The organism is Candidatus Nitrososphaera gargensis Ga9.2 (genome assembly GCF_000303155.1).
GTDB classification, from domain to species: Archaea; Thermoproteota; Nitrososphaeria; order Nitrososphaerales; family Nitrososphaeraceae; genus Nitrososphaera; species Nitrososphaera gargensis.
On record NC_018719.1, the window covers coordinates 2,518,226 to 2,536,180 of the forward strand.

General features: G+C 51.8%; 27 protein-coding genes. 19 read left to right on the forward strand and 8 right to left on the reverse strand.

What is annotated here, in order from left to right:
* Positions 1 to 519 carry a zinc ribbon domain-containing protein gene (locus NGAR_RS15065; RefSeq protein WP_015020657.1) on the forward strand — a complete coding sequence of 173 codons (519 nt, stop codon included), beginning with the start codon at positions 1 to 3 and terminating at the stop codon, positions 517 to 519.
* A gap of 30 nt (positions 520 to 549) precedes the next feature.
* The gene (locus NGAR_RS15070) at positions 550 to 966 is read left to right on the forward strand and encodes a zinc ribbon domain-containing protein (protein WP_148681574.1); all 417 of its coding nucleotides are present in this window, start codon (positions 550 to 552) and stop codon (positions 964 to 966) included.
* Positions 967 to 970: 4 nt separating this feature from the next.
* Here NGAR_RS15070 and NGAR_RS18990 read toward each other — a convergent pair whose 3' ends face one another.
* Positions 971 to 1,096 carry a hypothetical protein gene (locus NGAR_RS18990; protein ID WP_266190313.1) on the reverse strand — a complete coding sequence of 42 codons (126 nt, stop codon included), beginning with the start codon at positions 1,094 to 1,096 and terminating at the stop codon, positions 971 to 973.
* Between the two features lie 60 nt (positions 1,097 to 1,156).
* On the opposite strand from NGAR_RS18990, the gene NGAR_RS15075 reads away from it, so the two are divergent.
* The 8 genes from NGAR_RS15075 (at position 1,157) to NGAR_RS15110 (ending at position 6,456) form a co-directional block, all read left to right on the forward strand.
* Positions 1,157 to 1,720: an adenylate kinase family protein gene (locus NGAR_RS15075; RefSeq protein ID WP_015020659.1), complete on the forward strand. Its 564-nt coding sequence runs from the start codon at positions 1,157 to 1,159 to the stop codon at positions 1,718 to 1,720.
* 198 nt (positions 1,721 to 1,918) lie between these two features.
* Complete coding sequence (locus tag NGAR_RS15080; RefSeq protein ID WP_015020660.1) at positions 1,919 to 2,251, forward strand: hypothetical protein; 333 nt, start codon at positions 1,919 to 1,921, stop codon at positions 2,249 to 2,251.
* Positions 2,252 to 2,261: 10 nt separating this feature from the next.
* Positions 2,262 to 2,393: a hypothetical protein gene (locus tag NGAR_RS18995; protein WP_266190314.1), complete on the forward strand. Its 132-nt coding sequence runs from the start codon at positions 2,262 to 2,264 to the stop codon at positions 2,391 to 2,393.
* Positions 2,394 to 2,493: 100 nt separating this feature from the next.
* Complete coding sequence (locus NGAR_RS15085) at positions 2,494 to 2,790, forward strand: hypothetical protein (protein ID WP_015020661.1); 297 nt, start codon at positions 2,494 to 2,496, stop codon at positions 2,788 to 2,790.
* A gap of 45 nt (positions 2,791 to 2,835) precedes the next feature.
* The gene (locus NGAR_RS15090; protein ID WP_015020662.1) at positions 2,836 to 3,252 is read left to right on the forward strand and encodes an Lsm family RNA-binding protein; all 417 of its coding nucleotides are present in this window, start codon (positions 2,836 to 2,838) and stop codon (positions 3,250 to 3,252) included.
* A 10-nt stretch (positions 3,253 to 3,262) separates the two neighbouring features.
* Positions 3,263 to 4,759, forward strand: a complete 1,497-nt coding sequence (tgtA, locus tag NGAR_RS15095) for a tRNA guanosine(15) transglycosylase TgtA (protein ID WP_148681576.1) — start codon at positions 3,263 to 3,265, stop codon at positions 4,757 to 4,759.
* Positions 4,756 to 5,367: an endonuclease V gene (locus NGAR_RS15100; protein WP_015020664.1), complete on the forward strand. Its 612-nt coding sequence runs from the start codon at positions 4,756 to 4,758 to the stop codon at positions 5,365 to 5,367. The genes tgtA and NGAR_RS15100 overlap by 4 nt, the downstream gene beginning before the upstream one ends.
* A 501-nt stretch (positions 5,368 to 5,868) precedes the next feature.
* Complete coding sequence (locus NGAR_RS15110) at positions 5,869 to 6,456, forward strand: hypothetical protein (RefSeq protein WP_015020665.1); 588 nt, start codon at positions 5,869 to 5,871, stop codon at positions 6,454 to 6,456.
* A gap of 82 nt (positions 6,457 to 6,538) precedes the next feature.
* On the opposite strand, the gene NGAR_RS15115 is transcribed toward NGAR_RS15110, so the two are convergent.
* Positions 6,539 to 6,832: a 4Fe-4S dicluster domain-containing protein gene (locus NGAR_RS15115; RefSeq protein WP_015020666.1), complete on the reverse strand. Its 294-nt coding sequence runs from the start codon at positions 6,830 to 6,832 to the stop codon at positions 6,539 to 6,541.
* A gap of 159 nt (positions 6,833 to 6,991) precedes the next feature.
* Positions 6,992 to 7,210 carry a hypothetical protein gene (locus tag NGAR_RS15120; RefSeq protein WP_148681578.1) on the reverse strand — a complete coding sequence of 73 codons (219 nt, stop codon included), beginning with the start codon at positions 7,208 to 7,210 and terminating at the stop codon, positions 6,992 to 6,994.
* A gap of 145 nt (positions 7,211 to 7,355) precedes the next feature.
* Between NGAR_RS15120 and NGAR_RS15125 the strand changes: the two genes are divergently transcribed.
* Positions 7,356 to 8,150 carry a hypothetical protein gene (locus NGAR_RS15125; protein WP_015020668.1) on the forward strand — a complete coding sequence of 265 codons (795 nt, stop codon included), beginning with the start codon at positions 7,356 to 7,358 and terminating at the stop codon, positions 8,148 to 8,150.
* Between the two features lie 2 nt (positions 8,151 to 8,152).
* Positions 8,153 to 8,956 (forward strand): hypothetical protein, encoded by an 804-nt coding sequence (locus tag NGAR_RS15130; protein ID WP_015020669.1) that lies wholly within the window; start codon positions 8,153 to 8,155, stop codon positions 8,954 to 8,956.
* Here the strand turns inward: NGAR_RS15130 and NGAR_RS17975 are convergent.
* Both NGAR_RS17975 and NGAR_RS19000 read right to left on the reverse strand, forming a co-directional pair.
* Entirely contained in the window at positions 8,953 to 9,099 is a 147-nt protein-coding gene (locus NGAR_RS17975; RefSeq protein WP_187147553.1) for a zinc-ribbon domain-containing protein, read from the reverse strand. The two genes, NGAR_RS15130 and NGAR_RS17975, sit on opposite strands and share 4 nt — an antisense overlap.
* 271 nt (positions 9,100 to 9,370) lie before the next feature.
* Positions 9,371 to 9,499, reverse strand: coding sequence for a hypothetical protein (locus tag NGAR_RS19000; protein ID WP_266190315.1), 129 nt, complete (start codon positions 9,497 to 9,499; stop codon positions 9,371 to 9,373).
* A gap of 99 nt (positions 9,500 to 9,598) precedes the next feature.
* Here NGAR_RS19000 and NGAR_RS15135 point away from each other — a divergent pair, with 99 nt between their 5' ends.
* On the forward strand, positions 9,599 to 10,861 hold the full coding sequence (locus tag NGAR_RS15135) for an MBL fold metallo-hydrolase (protein WP_148681580.1): 1,263 nt from the start codon (positions 9,599 to 9,601) through the stop codon (positions 10,859 to 10,861).
* The gene (locus NGAR_RS17980) at positions 10,862 to 11,065 is read left to right on the forward strand and encodes a hypothetical protein (protein ID WP_015020671.1); all 204 of its coding nucleotides are present in this window, start codon (positions 10,862 to 10,864) and stop codon (positions 11,063 to 11,065) included.
* Here NGAR_RS17980 and NGAR_RS15145 read toward each other — a convergent pair.
* Complete coding sequence (locus NGAR_RS15145) at positions 11,062 to 11,409, reverse strand: hypothetical protein (RefSeq protein WP_015020672.1); 348 nt, start codon at positions 11,407 to 11,409, stop codon at positions 11,062 to 11,064. The genes NGAR_RS17980 and NGAR_RS15145 overlap by 4 nt on opposite strands.
* Before the next feature lie 89 nt (positions 11,410 to 11,498).
* The gene (cysS, locus tag NGAR_RS15150; RefSeq protein WP_148681581.1) at positions 11,499 to 12,902 is read right to left on the reverse strand and encodes a cysteine--tRNA ligase; all 1,404 of its coding nucleotides are present in this window, start codon (positions 12,900 to 12,902) and stop codon (positions 11,499 to 11,501) included.
* Positions 12,903 to 13,038: 136 nt separating this feature from the next.
* On the opposite strand from cysS, the gene NGAR_RS15155 reads away from it, so the two are divergent.
* Complete coding sequence (locus NGAR_RS15155) at positions 13,039 to 13,515, forward strand: pyridoxamine 5'-phosphate oxidase family protein (RefSeq protein WP_015020674.1); 477 nt, start codon at positions 13,039 to 13,041, stop codon at positions 13,513 to 13,515.
* A gap of 7 nt (positions 13,516 to 13,522) precedes the next feature.
* Here NGAR_RS15155 and NGAR_RS15160 read toward each other — a convergent pair whose 3' ends face one another.
* A complete protein-coding gene (locus NGAR_RS15160; RefSeq protein WP_015020675.1) occupies positions 13,523 to 13,828 on the reverse strand; it encodes a Rieske (2Fe-2S) protein in 306 nt (101 codons plus the stop codon).
* Positions 13,829 to 13,936: 108 nt separating this feature from the next.
* On the opposite strand from NGAR_RS15160, the gene NGAR_RS15165 reads away from it, so the two are divergent.
* Genes NGAR_RS15165 through NGAR_RS15180 form a run of 4 tightly spaced genes read left to right on the forward strand, consistent with a single transcriptional unit; the run spans position 13,937 to position 17,955 of the window.
* Positions 13,937 to 14,452 (forward strand): hypothetical protein, encoded by a 516-nt coding sequence (locus NGAR_RS15165; protein ID WP_148681582.1) that lies wholly within the window; start codon positions 13,937 to 13,939, stop codon positions 14,450 to 14,452.
* Positions 14,453 to 14,484: 32 nt separating this feature from the next.
* Positions 14,485 to 15,720 (forward strand): adenosylhomocysteinase, encoded by a 1,236-nt coding sequence (locus NGAR_RS15170; protein WP_148681583.1) that lies wholly within the window; start codon positions 14,485 to 14,487, stop codon positions 15,718 to 15,720.
* Positions 15,721 to 15,751: 31 nt separating this feature from the next.
* Positions 15,752 to 17,407 (forward strand): methionine--tRNA ligase, encoded by a 1,656-nt coding sequence (gene metG, locus NGAR_RS15175; protein WP_015020678.1) that lies wholly within the window; start codon positions 15,752 to 15,754, stop codon positions 17,405 to 17,407.
* Entirely contained in the window at positions 17,404 to 17,955 is a 552-nt protein-coding gene (locus NGAR_RS15180; RefSeq protein WP_015020679.1) for a nicotinamide-nucleotide adenylyltransferase, read from the forward strand. The genes metG and NGAR_RS15180 overlap by 4 nt, the downstream gene beginning before the upstream one ends.

Here is a 17,955-nt window from a genome sequence, read left to right on the forward strand (position 1 = left end):
ATGTCTTTTGGCGTCGATACTCTCGGAGGGCTAGCCGAGAAGCTAAAGCAGCTGGTCAACGACACCCAGAACTTGTACGAGTCATTTATCGACGCAAACCAGCTCTACAAGCAGGGCAAGATGGGCGACAAAGAGTTCTTTTCAAAGATAGGCGAGTACCTTGTTGCAATGTCTGCGCTGAATTTTCTTGCCGTGCGCGTGATATTGGAAATGAAGACTGCTATGGAGAAAGGCACGTCCATCAAGAGCCCGACAGGCACAAGCTCGTACCCGTCAGCAGCCCCGCAGGCAGGTTTTGGCATAGGCGGCTTTGTGGGCACAGGCGGCTCGGTTGGTCCGGCAGCTGCGGCGGGCGGCGAATACACCCTTCCTTCTCCACAAGAGCCGGCGTTCAAGCCTGTCGACATCGAATTGCCAAAAACTAAAGCAGGCAGCAGCAACACCAAGAACTGCATCGTCTGCGATGCATTAATACCGGCGCAGGCCAAGTTCTGCAGCAAGTGCGGCAGGTCGCAATAATTAATAGCCACTTTTAGCCACTCATTGGCAATGGCAAAGGCGTTCAACGGCAGGGCCGCCACAGAGGAATACATGTCGACCCACTCACTCACATTTTCCACCCCCGAGATGACTCTGAGAAAGTTTGCGCTGTGGCTTGGCGAACAAGTAAACCTGCCTGGCGGCGAGCGCGGGCCGCGGCTCTTGCTCTACGTTGAAGAAAAGGGTGCCAAGAAAGAGTCAGAGCTTGCGCCGGACATTGACGACTCGTTTAGGCCAAGTGGGGCCGTGACTGAAATGTACGGCGGGATCGAGTCTGCTGCACCCACGGAAGCAATGACGCCACCGCAACTGACGCCGCTTGATAGAGAGACGCTAGAGCCCGAGACAAAATTCTGCACCAGCTGCGGCAACAAGCTGAAGGCAAACGCAAAGTTCTGCACAAAGTGCGGAAGCGCGCAGGGCTAGCTATCTATCTTTTTTCCTTTTGCTTTTCCTTCTCCTTCATCCTCAGGTAGCACTCGTTGCACACTGTTTTTGAAAACAGGAAGTTGAGCGAGTAAAACCTGACCCTGCCGCAAAACTCGCAGGTGCGCATGCCATATTGCTTGAGAAGCCCACGAATAAATATAGTGTATAGCGAATATCATTCAGCAGGTTGAAGCTGGTCATAACGGGCAACCCCGGCGTCGGCAAGCACACAAGCGCCAAGATAATCGCGGGAAAAATAGGTGCCGAAGTAATTGATATCAACAGGGTAGCCATAGACGACAACGCGATTGCAAAAAAGACCGAGCGCGGCCTTGAAGTCGATGTCAAAAAGCTGGATGGGCTGCTAGCCAATTTGCTAAAGACAAGAAATGACCAGATAGTTGTAGGGCACCTTGCTCCCTATGTGTTAAAGCCGGCCGCTGGCATCAGCATGGTGGCTGTGTTGCGGCGATCACCGTACGAGCTTGAAAAGACGCTTGAGAAGAGGGGATACAGAGCAGAGAAAATCAAAGAGAATTTGGCAAGCGAGATCCTAGGTGTGTCGCTCTATGACTCGTTAAAAATCTTTGGCAGGCGCAAGGTCGTTGAGTTTGACACTACCGGCAAGACTCCGGATCAGACTGCAAATGAAATTATGCGCGCCTTGCGCAAAAAGCCAAAACCTGCAGGAATAGACTGGCTTGCATTGGTGTCAGAGCGCGGCGACATGCAAAGGTTCTTTGAATACTGATCATCATCCTGTTTGGGTATTTCCTTATAACAAGATCAGGTGATAATAATATAGTAGTTGTCAAAAAGGTGGTTCCTGCCTGTCTTGCTGAGTAGTGCAGTACTAGCTTTAGCACAGCCGGTCTATGGACAATGTATACAGGACGAGGACTGACCCGAAAAGCCATGTCTTGATATGCCGCCATATTCGAAATCCTACTTGAAAGCTGTCTGGGAGGAATACTATAAGTACAAGGGCAAGGACTGGATGGAGATGAAAAAAGCAGAGATGGATCAGGCGATCAGGGATGGAACTTTGAGGGAATGGGTAGAATATCGCAGTGAACCGAACAATTTCGCCAACTACAATGTTTATTCCTATTACTACCTGAATGATCAGGCTCCAAGCATTTCCTGGTACTCTTTTGAAAGAAATGACTTTGAACCAGTGATCACATACTGGCATGTTAACCCTGCTGGGATGGTTACGCTGGCCGGAATTGGCGTAGCCGGCACAATTGCGACATTATATGTATTTAAGAAGACCAGATAGAAGCAATAGCATGAGCAGGGCGCGCATGAGCGACGCGGCAATCAAGACAAAGACGGGCAAGGACTGGCAGCAGTGGTTTGAAATTCTCGACAAGGCCGGTGCGATGAAAATGAGCCGCAGAGATTGCCGAATACTTATATGATAAGCGCGGCGTGCCCGGCTGGTGGTGCCAGATGGTAACAGTCACATACGAGCGAGAGCAGGGATTGCGCAAAAAGCACTAGAGGCCGGACGGCTACTCGGTGAGCGCAAGCAGGACGTTTGAAGTCCAGATCAGCGTTTTGTGCAAGCACTGGAACGATGAAAAGTTGCGTAGGCAGTGGCTCAAAGACGAATTTACCGTCAGAAAGGCAACCGCGAACAACTCGATGCGCATAACTTGGAAAGACGATACGAACGTCGAAGTATACTTTTGCAGCAAGGGCGCTTCAACAAGCCAAGTGGCAGTGCAGCACAGCAAGCTTGCAAGGCTGGCTCTAGTTGAGCGCACAAGATCGCAATGGAAGGCTGCGCTTGAGCGCCTGTCACGCGTGCTCTGATACAAAAATTCGTATATATACTACCAGAAAGATACCAATCAAGTAATGGCTGCAGTTGTTACTCGCAAATTTGGAGAGGAGACGCTCCAGTTCCTTGGAAAAAAAGTCTCCGTAGAAACTTCGGATCAAAAAGTTTACAACGGCACTCTTGCCGGAATTGACGAAAAGCTCGATGTCGTGCTTGACAACGTGGAAGGCCGCGGCATCCTAAAGGTCATTATCAACGGCGCGTTTGTCAAGGAAGTAAGGCTGATGGAAAAGCCGTTTGACTTCAAGGCTCTCGCAGAAAGGCTGTCAAGGGTCTTCCCCGGCCTTGTCAAGATAAGGGAGGACGTGGGCGCCATTATTGTCATGGACAAGATAAAGGTGACCCAGTCCGGTGTCGAGGAAGGCTCTGGGCTGGCCGCAGACAGGGTCAGGTCTATCTACGACGAGTTCATGAGGGAGACGACAAAGAGGTAGTGTTGTGTTTGTGTTCGAGGTCCGGTACTCGGATCTGGCGGCCCGCGTAGGGAGGCTCGAGACTCCGCACGGAGTCGTTGAGACGCCGGCCTTTGTCCCTGTTGTGCATCCGGTAAGGCAGACGGTCAGCACCCAGTTTTTGAAGAAAATGGGCTTTGGTATTGTGATTACGAACGCCTACATTACGCTCAGGCACTATGGCGACGAGGCACGCAGGCGGGGCATACATGACATCATCGGCTACGACGGCGCAGTCATGACTGATTCGGGCGGCTATCAGGTGCTCGAATACGGCTCCGTCGAAGTCGAGCCGGCAGCGATGGCGCAGTTTGAAAAGGACATCAGGAGCGACATACCGATCCCGCTTGACAAGCCAACAGGCTACGGCCTTGACTACGAAAGGGCCAAAGAGTATGTCGCAACCACTCTGAAAAATTCACAGGAAACCCTTGATGTTGTTGGAAATACGGACGCGATCTGGGTCGGCCCTGTGCAGGGCGCAGAGCACTCTGATCTGGTAGAACATTCTGCAAGGGAGCTTGGCAGGATGGGGTTCAAGTTGATGGCGCTTGGAAGCCCGGTCGAACTGATGGAAGCTTATGAATTTGCGACGCTTGCACGCATGATAGTAGCCGCCAAAAAAGTCATCCCTGCCAAGCCCGTCCACCTCTTTGGGGCCGGCCACCCGCTCACTATTCCGCTTGCAGTCGCGCTAGGCTGCGACATGTTTGACTCTGCCTCTTACATGCTGTACGCCAAGGACGGCAGGTACATGACCCCAAACGGGACTGTCAGACTTGACGAGCTTGTCTACCTGCCGTGCCAGTGCCCGGTGTGCTCCTCTCATAGTCTGCAGGAGCTGCGCGGCATGAATGGGGACGAGCGCGTAATCGAGGTTGCAAAGCACAACCTTCACGTGCTCAAGGCCGAGGTGGACGCAGTCAAGCAGGCGATAATGGATGGCAGGCTGTGGGAATATGTCATGCAAAAGGCGCGGGCGCACCCAAAGCTGATGGAGGCGGTGCAGCTCTTCAAGGACATCGAAATGCTAGAGAGCGGAACGCCGCTCTTCAAGGAAAGGGCAATCTTTTTCTACGATCCAATAGACCAGCATAGGCCAGAGGCAAAGAGGTTCAGGAGGGCTGCCGCAGGGTTCCAGTCGTCAAAGAAAAAACTGGTTCTGTGCCCTGAAGGCGAGGTCCACCCTTTCTATTCTACCAGAAGCTACAGAGAGATCGTGAAAAGGTTACCTGATGCGCAGGTCTGCAGCTACAGCCCGTTCCTTGGCATAATCCCGGCCGAGATATCGGACATTTTCCCGGCAGCGCACAACCTTGCCACAAGATATGGCCACAGGCCGGAGGACTATCCCACGTTCATCGAATCGTTGAAAGAGTTCGTGAAGAAATTTGAGCAGGTGACGATTATAGCCGACGACTTTATGGAGCAGGCTGCAAAAGCTGCAAGGCTAAATGCCCGGCTCGTCAATGATATCTCGGCGCTTTGACTACTACTTACGCTGACGCCATAAAGCTGCAAAAAGAGGTTGCCAAAAAGGTAGTTGCAAAAGACGATTTTGGCGAAATAAACCGTATCTGCGGAGTTGACGTTGCATACAGCGGCGACACTGCTTATTGCTCTGCAGTGGTAATGGATAGAAATTTGCAACTATTGGAATCAGTCCATGCAGAAACCGTGGCAACGCACCCCTATGTCTCGGGGCTCTTGATGCTGAGAGAGGCCGAGCCAATCTTTCATGTGCTCAAGAAGCTAAAGAGTGTTGATTATGACCTGTTGATGGTCGATGCCCACGGGCAGTTGCACCCAAGAAAGTGCGGGCTTGCGTGCTATGTCGGGGTCACGCTTGACAAGCCCACCATAGGAGTTGCAAAAAGCCATCTGTGCGGGACTGCCCGGCCTGACGGCTTTGTAGAGCTTGGCGGCGAAGTCCTTGGCTGCGTCATTGGCAAGAAGAAAAGATTGTACGTCAGCGTCGGCCACAGGGTTAGCCTAGAGACTGCAGTCGCGATTGTGAAAGAGCTTGGCATCGAGCCTTTGAGGCTTGCAGACATCAATTCCAAGGCGCAAAAAAGGAGGAAGGGGCTCAGGCCTTGACTGTCATTGGCTGCTCCTCTACCTTCTCCAGCTCGGGTTCCTCTGTAGGTACCACGTTCTTCAGTTTGCCCCTTTGCTTGTGCTCATAATACATGTAGTCGCACATATCAGACAGATAATGCGAAGCATAGCAGATAAGGCTTTTCGTGTAGTAGGTTTCTATTAGCAACAACAAATCTGGTTGTTTTGTAGCATCATCAAAAACATGGGATTCCAAATATTACCAGATAGCTGAAAGCTACAAGACAGGGAGTAGTTACGATCACTGCGCGACGGACCTGCTGTGTCTTGGCGAAAAAATATCCAATAATTGAGGTAGGAGTTACCAGTGCCAATGTGACGCCAATGAAATATGGTGTCAAGTTAGTTAAAGATCATGATGCTTCATGCATCTTTCTTTTTGTAATGCCATAGTATAAGTCGGATCTTGCAGTTAAGATTTTCTCAAATTCCTTTTGGACAAGTTTGCATCAAGGTTCAGCAAGGCTGATTTGCGAACAGATGGTAAACAATAACACCATGACAATGACTATGGCTGCAGATGCACGCTCCTCTGGATATGTCACCAAGAGCAGCGCGTGGTCTAACAGGTTCATAATAGCTGCCATAGTTCAGGGCGCGGTAATCACTGGGCTTACACTGGCCGTCGTCGCTGCGCAGATGCTAACTTCGGGGGTTAACATCATCCAGTTCCTTTCGCTATCATTTGAAGGTCCGGCAAAATGGTTCTTCCTCGGGTACATCTTTTACCTGATACTGGTGGTGGCCATAGCAGTAACAGCTGTCTTTTACAGCCACCTTGAAGTAAGTATGGGAAGGCAGATCCGGGGTTTCAGATCTGTCCTTGCGTGGATACACTTTGCAGGCATGAACGTCGGCGGAGCCGTTACCACGATCGCCATGATATTCGCAGGTCTTGCAGGCTCGGGAATACTTGGCATTATCCTGGGCGGGAGCGATTCGCTACAGCCAAACACTGCAATAATGGAGCAATTCGTACCCATAATCGCGGCCTTTACAGGATTGCTGAGCATAGGAGTGCTTGCAGGCGGCCTAGCTTACATCCTGACGTATCTGCGGAAAAATTAGCCTGAACTTTTGTCATTGTAATATAGTTGAAGAAAATAAAAATGAAAAAAAGGAAAGAAGTTCTTTTTCTTTCGTCCGGGACTTAACCTTCTTCCCAGCCCTTGCTGAACACACCGTTCTTGTGTAGAGGGACTGGCTGTCCTGCCGTGTATTCCATCGGCCTCATCCAGAAGATAGCATGTGTCGGGCATACGCCTACACAAGCACCGTCTGAGATACATCTTTCTGGATAAAAGACGAACGCCTTACCCCTCTTCCATCCTTCGACTGGTTTTACCCTGAGAACGTCCGGGCCGAGGGCAGTGCAAATCTCTACACAGAGTGCACAGCCAATGCATCTTTGCTCATCGACGTCTGGAAGTATAGCAATTGGCATCTATAATTCACTTAGACGTCAGTATTGTTCGAAACTATTTAAACCCTATGGGTACTGCAAAACGCTGTTATAACATACACATATACGCGCATCCGGCAAGCGCGCTTGCGCTAACGAGCTGGAGAAAATAAAGGAAAAGAGAAAGGAAGAATTGTTATTTTATTTGTTCATGCGGAGAACATCGACTTGGCCGCTGTGTAGCCAATCCTTCAGCTCTTCATGAGTTGGCTTGGCATCGTGCTTGCCTGCCAGATGAAGATGCAAAAGGACATAGTTTATCTGGTTGAGCAACGGTTTGTTTGCTTCGTCGCCCTTGCGAGCCTTTGTCTTCAAGTCAGCTGGAACAGTTCTCCACCAGTCATCAAATTTCCTAACCATACCACCAAAGTGAAAACCGAACTTAATAAGCGTTTTGGGTTCTTGCAAACGCCGTTATATAGCAATCGCGACGGATTCCACAATGCATTAGAAATATAGGGATTTAATTTGGAAACAAAAGCTTGTGCCTTTCGCGATTCAGGAATTGCAGGGAGCATACAAAGCTTATCAGCAGTTTCTTGCCCGCAGGCCGCCTGCCCACCATGCCCGCTACATCTTCCCATTTTTCGCTGGCTCGTATTTTGCGTATCGCAAGGTCGACGTAGAGAGGGTGACAGCCATCGCCAAGTCGATCTCACCAGACCCAAGCTATGTAGACGTTGGATGCGGGTATGGCGACTTTCTTGAGAAGGTGCGCACGCGCCTGCCGAACGCTACTGGCATCGAAAAGGAAGGAGGCATCTTTTACGCTTTTCAGATCCCCAAGCCCGACTACATCCAGCTGGTGCCTGTTGAAGGGTTGTCCCAGCCGGTAGACTTGGCGTTTGTGGGCTGGATGGAGCCGGGGCAGGACTTTCGCAGGCCCGTGGCACGATGGGCAAAGTGCGTGGTCACAACCTTTGACGCTGGCGGCCAGTGCGGGATAAATGGCGGCTGCGAATACGACGAATTTGGCTACAAGCGCATAGCGTGGTGGAGGACGCCTTCGTGGATAGACGTCAACGCAGAGCTCATGAACCGCTATTACACGCCTTCACTTGACGCTGCAAAGAAAGAGCAGCTTGCCAAATTGCGCACTGCGCACAACTTTTGGTATGTCTATGCAAGGCCCGACGTTGCGAGTAGAATCAGGTCTGGCCTGAAGGCGCAGCTGAATAAGGAAGATGCAGGTGACAGGTACGATTTTGAGTCGGTGCTTGACGAGTGCGGCTTCCACTACAAAGAGGAGCTTCCGGCGCTTGCAGGCAACAGAAAACTATGGGAAGTGATATTTGATTAACCATGCCGTTCAACGTCGAGGACCTGCGCAAGGCAAGGCAGGCACTGGCGCAGTTCAAGTCAGCTGCCGTGTCGCCGTACCATGAGCGCTACATCTTTCCATTCTTTGCTGGTTCCTATTTTGCCTACCGCAAGGTCGACGTGCTGCGCGTCGTCGCAATCACCCGGGCGATCTCCAACAATCCTAGCTACCTTGACGTCGGCTGCGGCTACGGCGACTTTTTGAAGCATGTGAGGGAGTTCCTGCCAGATGCCGAGGGGATGGAAAAGGAAGGCGGGATCTTTTACGGCCTTGGCATTGAAAAGCCAGAATACATCAGGATAGCAGACGCGCACTGGATAGATAGGAAATATGACCTTGTTTTTGTAGGCTGGATGGAGCCGGGGCAGGACTTTCGTGACCCTGTCGCACGCAATACCGACGTCATCATAACGACGCTTGACCAAGGCATCAGCCTAGCGGCCGAGTTTGATGGCCACGGCTTCCAAAGGGTCGCTTGGTGGAGGACGCCTTCGTGGGAGGACGTGAATACCGAGATCATGAACCGCTACTACACAAAGATGCCGGACAGCAAGCGCATAGAGCTTGCCAAGATGCGGGGCGCTCACAACTTCTGGTACATCTACAGCAGGCCGCACAAGGCCGGCATTGTCAAAAAGGCGCTCAAAAAACAGCTTGAAAAAGAGCAGCAGCCGGCTGATTGCTATGAGTTTGAAAGCGTGCTTGATGAGTGCGGTTACGGCTATTTGCAAAAGCTGGAAAACCCGGCTGCGCCGGAGCTGATGTGGCAGGTGCAATTTGGCTAGAGCTTGTTTCCGCAGTGGCGGCAGAACTTACTCCCAAGAGGATTTTTCTTTGTACAGCGCAAGCACGTGATGTCATTGATTCGAACCTTTATGCGCGCAATCGCCTCTTCCTTGATCTCTGCTTCTCCCTCTGATGAGTGCAAGCACGTGTTCCTTGGCAGCTATCGCCATAGCTGCAATGCGATCGGGATCGGGGACTTTGGTGAAAGTGATAACAGGTACCCTGCTTGATGAACTTGATGTCCCCAACTGTTGTGCCATCCTGTGTAGTCTTGTCTATGACAATAATGTCGCAGTCCTTGAGCATTACCCACTGGTTGTCGCGTATCGCCTGCAAGTTCGTCAGCTCTAATTTTAGAGTGGTATCAAGCTGGAGAGCACCTGCTTTGACCTGTGTTTTCCAGAGCGTTTCTTCTACGACTGACCTCTTGCAGTCACGCCTTTTGGTACCGGCTGCAGCTTTCCATTGACTCCTATAAAGTTGGCGTACTTTTGCCCGTCTGGCGGCGGTGAAGAATCTTCCAGGTCCTTGGACAGCACCATAGGACTAAGCGGTAAGTGATTTATTTAACCAGATCTGTTGTTGCGCTAAATTAGCAAGATTTAAAGCAAGTGTTGCCAAAGTTTTACTGTAAAAACAAGTTGAAAGTAAAGGTTTTAGGGGCGGCCAAAGAGGTCGGCCGCTCTGGATTTCTCGTAAATTGCGACCACACCAACATACTGATGGACTATGGCGTCCTTCTCAAGAGGGAGCCTATATTCCCGATGCACGTCAAGCCAAAAGAGGTAGACGCCGTAGTCATTACCCATGCACATCTCGATCATTCCGGCTTTGTGCCGTCGCTTTATCTGTCAGGCACGTCAGACATCCCAGCGCTCGGCACGCTGCCGACGTTTGAGCTGTCTGAATTGTTGATTGAAGACATGATCAAGCTATCAGGGTTCTACCTGCCGTTTGAATACATCGACGTCATGACCATGCTCAAGAGCTCCGAGAACCTGCAGTACAGGGAGCCGTACATGGTGAATGATGCCAAGGTGACGCTCCACGAATCGGGCCACGTTGTCGGCGGCGCGACGGTCGTGGTAGAGCATGACGGCAAGAAGGTGTTCTACACCGGCGACATCAATACCCGCGGCTCGAAACTGCTGCGGCCAGCCGATCTTGACTTTGGCGAAATTGACATGATGATAATAGAGAGCACGTACTCGCAGACTGAACAACAGCCACGCGAGGAGGCTGAAAAGGATCTCATCGAATACGCCAACGATATTGTAGAGCGTGGAGGAACGCTGTTCATCCCGTCGTTCTCGGTAGAGCGCGCGCAGGAGATAGCCTGTGTTCTTAAAGCCTACAATTTCAAGCACAAGGTCGTGATGGACGGCATGGCGCTAAAGGCGAACCAGATAATGAGCCGGCACCAGGCTTTCCTCAGGGACCCGGACATGTTCAAGCGCGCCATCGGTGAGGCAGAGTGGGTACAGGGATGGAGCAGGAGGAAGAAGGTGGTCAACGAGCCGTGCGCGATAATCTCTCCAGCAGGAATGCTGGTGGGCGGCTCTGCAATTTTCTATACGCAGCAGATAGCGCAGAGCGAAAAGAACGGCATTGCGCTCGTGTCGTACCAGGGAGAAGGGACGCCGGGCAGGATGCTCCTGGACAAGCGCGTCGCCAACTTTGACGGCAAGATAACAAAATGCTACGCTGATGTCAGGCGCTTTGAATTCTCCGGCCACAACAGCAGAAGCGAACTCTTTGAGATTCTAGACCGCGTCAAGGGCAACCCCAAGGTGCTGACGGTGCACGGCGACGGGCCTTCGTGCATCAAGTTTGCCGAGGAGATCCGCGAGAAATACGGCTATGATGCCCACGCGCCCGATCAAGGCGAAGTGGTCGAGGTTTGATTGATGATAATCAAGAACACCGACCCGTACAAGATGAAAAAGTGCGTATCATGCAAGCGCGACATTGCGCTTGGCGAGAAGTATTTCACCTATCCTCTCTCGCTGCAGCAGGTCTGCCTTCAGTGCGCAGAAAAAGAGATACCAAAGACTATCAAGGCTCTGCAGAAAGACTTGGATAAGATAAGGCAAGAAAAAACCCACTAGGTGCTGACTGCTTCTTTCTCTTTTTCTTCTCTCTTTACCGGGACAGCATGCTCTATAGAGCCAACCTTGCTGCCGGGGTTGACATAGGTATAGCCGCTTTTTGTTATCACCTTGCCGTGAACGGTGCCAAAGACCTCGACGTCTCCCTTTTCGTTTTCAAGGTTGCCCCGTATTATGCCCAGCATCCTGCACGTGCCCTTGCGCACAAAGAGGTTGCCCAGAACCTTGCCCTTGAGCTCAAGATGGCCACTGTTGAGTATGACATCGCCTACAACCTCCGCCAGCATGATAGTATCCTCGAAGACCGTGACTGAGCCCATACGCTTGCCGTCAACTATCTTCATTATATACTACACCTCTGTAACATCAGACGACCTCATTAGTCCCAGAGTGCAGGAAGATGCACAAAAGGGTGAAAATTTTGACTACTACACTATTCCGGCCTTTCCCGCTTGACCCACACTGTCCTGCCTTTGTGATCCAAGAGCTCTACCGAGCGCTCCAGCAGCTTTTTCCTGATCTCGTCTGCCTCCTTGAACTTCTTTTCCGCCCGCAGGCTGTTGCGCGCTGCCACTAGCCTCTCTATCTCTTTTCTTTCCTCTTCTCCGGCCTCGACTGTCTTGAGCCCGAGGATGTTATTCATTATCCTGTTGAATGTTGGCAGTGCCGCGTCCGCCATCTCTTTTGTCAGCTTTTCTGCTGCGGCATACTGGTTCATTCTTGTGACAAGCTTCAGGAATTCCGTCAGCGCAAGTGATGTGTTCATGTCGTCATCCATCGCTGCTTCAAACGCCTTCATCGATTCGTCACACATCTTGTGCACCGCGTCAACCTCGCCTCCTCCGCTGCTGCCAGCAGCTGCGGAGCGCAGCTCAAAGGCGCAGGTCTCTATCTGACGCCACCTCTGCACGGACTCTTTCAGCAATTCGTCGGTGTAATCAAGCGGCTTGGCGTAATGCACCGATAGACAGTAGAGCCGGAGAGGGTTCATGCCCCAGCTCTTCAGCGCCTGCTCTATGGTGACGATGTTGCCAAGCGACTTGCTCATCTTTTGTGAGTTTATCGTGACCATGCCAGAGTGGATCCATATCTTGGCAAACTGCTTGCCCGTGTACGACTCTGACTGGGCGATCTCGTTTTCGTGGTGCGGGAAGACCAGATCGTGGCCGCCGCCGTGGATCTCAAACGTCTCGCCGAGGTACTTGAGCGACATTGCAGAGCACTCGATGTGCCAGCCGGGCCTCCCCTTGCCCCACGGGCTCGGCCAATTGGGGTCCTCTGATGAGAACTTCCAGAGCGCAAAGTCAAGCGGGTCTTCCTTTGTAGGGTCGACTTCTATTCTGGCGCCGGACTCGAGCTCTTCCACCGGCTTTCTTGACAGCTTGCCGTAGCCGGGGAACGACTTGACCCGAAAGTAAATGCCGTTTAGCGTCAGATAGGCGTGGCCCTTTTTCATCAGGCCGTCAATAAGATGGATCATTTCGTTTATGTGCTCTGTCGCCTTTGGATGATAATCCGCCGGCATGACGTTCAGCCCGCCAAAATCGCGAAAGTAGCTATCAATGTATTTTTCAGATATTTCCTCCGCCTTTTTGCCCTCTGCCCTTGCGCGGTTGATTATCTTGTCGTCGACATCTGTGAAATTTTGCACAAACACGACCCTGTAGCCTTTTGACAGCAGGTACCTGCGCAGCGTATCAAACACTATTACAGTGCGCGCGTGGCCGATGTGCGAGTCATCATAGACTGTTACGCCGCAGACGTACATCCTCACGGTGCTGTTGTCTTGTGGTTTTAGCTCCTCCAGCTGGCGGCTGAGCGTGCTGTATAATTTCAATGTCGCTAAAGCGGCCTGCCCGGGCTTTTTACCTTTGCCAGACCGACAGGTATGAGGAGTTATGTGCCGATGCAATAACAACTGAGTAGTCGTCTGGATTCTCAATGCTTAAATCAAAAGTGTGCGATATCAACGCATGACAAAGCTAATACAGGCCATGCCCGGCATGTCCGAGCCTGTCACTGAAGCTGATGTTGCAAGACTGCTTGAAAGCAGGCTTAACCTGCAGCTGGCGACGCTTGACGAAGAGGGTTATCCAAATATCGCTCCTGTCATGTTTTATTACGACAAGGATTCTGGCAAAATGTATGTTAATGCCGACAAGAGATCAAGGAAAGTTCAGAATATTCGTAGAAACCCTGACAAGATCTACTATTCCATCGATGATGAAAATTACTTCTATGAAGGGGTAAAGGGAAGGGCACGAGCAACCATTATCGAAGATACGCAAAAGAACATCTCTATCTTGGAGAAGATAAACCTGAAGTACCTAGGAACGCTTAAGCACCCGGTGGCAAGGGAGCTTATGGAAAATACCCGGAGCGGGACATATGGGACAATTGAAATTACGCCAAAATTCTTCTCTGCATGGAATCTTGGAAAGGTACAGTAAGAGAACTCTAGACGTCGATGTAAATATCGTTTCCCCGGACGTCCACTTTGTAGGTCGTCAGCTTGACCCCTTCAAGGTAGTCGAGCAGCTCACCCGTCCTTATGTTGTAGTGCCACGAATGCAGCGGGCACTCTACAACTTCGCCATCTATCTTGCCCGGCGCTAGCGATCCGTCTTGGTGACGGCAGAGCGCCTCGATGGCGTAGTACTTGCCGTTTGCGTAAAAGAGCGCGACCCTCGTGCCGTTGATGTTGAGCTCCTTGCCGCCGTTCTCCTTGATCTCGCCCCTCTGGGCGACCTTGACAAATGCCAACTAGCCTGCTGTAAGCAATCTGGTTATAAAATGCTTATTGGACAATTGCTAGAGCAAGAGCATCCTTCCGCCACACCTAAATATCGCTAAGGGTGTATACCGTCCTGCATGGCATCCTCATACAGGCTCATGATGGCCGGCGTTCTCGCCCTCATCGCTTTTGGCGTTGGCATGGCCCTTTACGGCTATCAGGTGGCCATCTACCCTGTGGACTTGGCCGGCGGCTACCTATCAAGGGCAGAGTCGGCCCAGACTCCAGAAGATATAGCATACTTTGTGAGGCTTGCCAGAAATGAGCTGCCAGAGTTTGGCAACCCCGTGTGGTCGTTCCCGACTGCAAAGACTGATTTTGGCCTCATACATAGGAACCTTGATGCCATACTGGCCCGCGCAAACTCGATATCCTCGTTAGAGCCGTACAGCACTGAATACAACACAGGCATGTACGACATCCACGCATCAATAGAAGGCATACAGAAGCAACTTGTGGATGCGACGCCGTACCTCTACGTCAGCTTTACCAACATCATGCTTTCCGCCGTGTGGATAGCCGTGATACTGGCGCTTTTCGCGATAATGAGAAGGGGAAGAGCCAGATTCAGGCAAGAATACGAAAACCAGTAGCCTTTTTGTACAGGTCCAAACATTGCGAAAGCATGCCCGGCAAGATAGCAGACACAAAGCTTGCAGCCAAGGGCAGGCTGTCGCATGAATGGGCTTTGCGCCGGATGGGCATAATTGAAAAAATAAGATCAAAGAATGAACGCGAGCAGCCGTTGGCGGGCCTGCGGCTTGGCATCTGCCTCCACATTACAAAGGAGACGTCTGTGCTTGCAATGGCCGCAAAGAGCCTGGGCGCAGAGATTGCAATCTGCTCTGCAAACCCGCTATCAGCTCAGGATGATATTGCCGCCTTTCTCTACGAGCAGGGAATGCACGTCTATGCGTGGCGTGGCGAGACAAAGGCCCAGTACCAGCAGTGCATCCAGAGCGTCCTTGCGTTCAAGCCAGCCATAGTGACCGACGACGGCGGCGACCTGCATGCTGCGGCTCACTGTCAGCAGAAAGCAAGAAACATCATCGTTGGCGGCACCGAGGAGACGACCTCTGGTGTGAAAAGGCTGGCCGCGCTGCAGGCTGCCGGCAAGCTGCTCTACCCTGTGATAGCGGTCAACAACGCGCGCACGAAATACCTCTTTGATAATAGGCACGGCACAGGCCAGAGCACATTGGATGGCATACTGCGCGCGACAGACATGCTGCTTGCTGGCAAGAATGTGGTCGTTTGCGGCTACGGCTGGGTGGGCAAGGGTGTGGCCTCCCGGGCACGAGGCATGGGCGCCACCGTGACAGTGACCGAGGTAGACCCGGTGAGAGCAATCGAAGCAAAGATGGACGGGTTCGCGGTATCAAGGCTATCTGATGCTGCGCCTGCAGGCGACGTTTTTATCACGTGCACCGGCCAGACAGGGGTGATAAGGAAGGAGCATTTCCTGAAAATGAAGGACGGCGCCGTTCTGGCAAACGCGGGTCACTTTGACGTTGAGATTGATACTGGCGCGCTCTATGCCACCGCCCGGCCCACGCAGGTCCGGCCAAATGTCGAGCGCTTTATTGTGAACGGCAAGAGGCTGTTTCTGCTGTCAAAGGGGCGTGTGGTCAATCTGGTTGCGGCAGAAGGCCACCCGCCAGAAGTTATGGCGCTGTCGTTTGCCAATCAGCTTTTATCGATACTGCATGTTGCAAAAAACCATGACAAAATGGAAAGAAAAGTGCACAGCGTGCCGGAAAAGATAGACGAGCAGGTTGCAAGGTACGCGCTTGGCGCCATGGGAATAAAGATAGACGAAATGACAAAAGAGCAGAGACATTATCAAGCCTCCTCCAGTTAGGTTAAAATGCAGAGCGTGGATTGGAACTGTGATGCCGGATAGCACCAAGAGCGCGGTAGTCACCAGCGCACTCCCCTACGCAAACGGAGAAATACACCTCGGGCACATAGCCTCCACCTACCTGCCGGCAGACATTTTCACACGCTTTTCAAGGCTCAACGGGGTAAAGGCGTACCACATCTGCGCCACCGACGACTTTGGCACCCCCATACTGATAAGGGCAGAGAAGGAGAAAAAGAGCCCAGAAGAGTACGTCGCGCTGTGGAACAGGCGCGACTATGAAGATTTTAGCTCGCTTGGCATTTCGTTTGACTTTTTCTACAAGACAAGCTCGAAGGAAAATGTCGAGTTTGTCCAGTACGTCTTTAAAAAATTGCAGAAAAATGGGCATATCTATGACCAGAACGTCATCCAGTTTTACTGCACTTTTGACGACAAGTTCCTGCCGGACCGCTACGTGATAGGCAAGTGCCCCTACTGCGGCGCTGAGAACCAGTACTCTGACCTTTGCGAAAAGTGCGGCCGCGTCCCTGACCAGATACTGGAGCCCAAGTGCGCCATATGCGGCAGGCCGCCGGTCAAGAAGGAAAGCAAGCACTACTTTTTCAGGCTGTCAAGCTTTGGAGAGAAGTTGAAAGAATGGCTGTCAGCAAATCAGAACCTGCAACCCGAAGTCAGGAACTATGTCATCAACTGGATAAACGAGGGCCTTCAGGACTGGGACATCACCCGCGACCTCTCATGGGGCGTGCCGATACCGGGAGCAGAGGGCAAGGTGTTCTATGGCTGGTTTGACAACCACCTCTGCTACATTTCTTCGCTTGTAAAATTCATCAGCGACAAGAAGGGGGGCGACGGCAAAAAGTTCTGGAACGAATCTGACATTTACCATTTCATAGGCAAGGATATCGTTTATCATCACTATCTCTTTTTGCCCGCGATGCGCCTTGGAATCGACTCTGAATACAAGCTGCCAGACTACATACCCACAAGGGGCCACCTTATGCTGCAGAACCAAAAGATATCAAAGAGCAGGAACTGGTACATCGGGCTTCGCGATTTCACTTCTGCCTTTAACCCAGACTACCTGCGCTTCTACATTGCTTCTGTAGTCACATATTCGCAGGACGACCTGAATTTTGATTTTGACGCGTTCTATGAAAGGATAAACAACGAGCTCATCGCCAACGTCGGCAATTTTGTAAATAGGGCACTGTCATTTACACAAAAATCTTTTGGTGGCAAGGTGCCCGAGCCTGCAAACATTGACGACTCGCTTGGAAAAGAGCTGGCCGCAGCAGTTGACGAGGCAGGGTCGCTGTTGGCAGGCAACGAAATCGACAAGGCGCTCAAGAGAGTACTGAAATACAGCAGCTTTATGAACCAGTACTTCCAGGCAAATACGCCTTGGGCGAACAAGGACACTGCAAACACCACCCTGTATGTTTCGGTGAATGCGGTGCGGAGCTTGGCAATCCTGCTAGAGCCATTCATCCCATTCTCTTGCGAAAAAATATGGAGCCAGCTAAAGATGGGTGGCGGCAGCGTGCACGAGCAGGCGTGGGAATCAGCCAAGGATTTGCGGGCGGTTGCGCCGGGGCATGAGCTTGGCAAAGTCGAGCCCATCTTCCGCAAGATAGAAGCAAAGGAAATAGAGCAGTGGAAGAATAAGCTAGGCAAGCCATGACCACCACCAGCAGCAGGGGCTTGATGGCAGGCAGGTTCCAGCCGTTCCACAGCGGCCATCTTGCCTTGGCAAAGCAGATTCTGGAGGAGTGCGATGAGCTGGTAGTAGTCATCGGCAGCGCCCAGTTCAACTTTATCGACAAGGACCCTTTCACTGCCGGCGAGAGGGTGCTCATGATACATGAAGCGCTCAAAGAGACCGGAATCGACCTTGCCAAGTGTTACGTGATCCCGGTCCCAAATGACGAGAACAACGCCCGGTGGATCGCCTACCTCAGGTCGATGGTCCCATCCTTTGACGTGCTCTACTCTGGCAACGACTTTGTAAAGCACCTTGTGCTTTCTCAAGACCCCCGGCTCGCTGTCAAGAGCCCCAAGTTCGCAAAAAAGGAGGAGTACAACGGCACCAACATCCGCCGCCTCATGCTGGCCGGCGGGCAATGGAAGCGCCTCGTGCCGCCAGCGGTGGCAAGGGTGATCGAACAGGTAAACGGGATAGAGAGGATGAGGGTGCTGGCCGGCTCTGACAGCAACCCTCAGAGGTGGTAG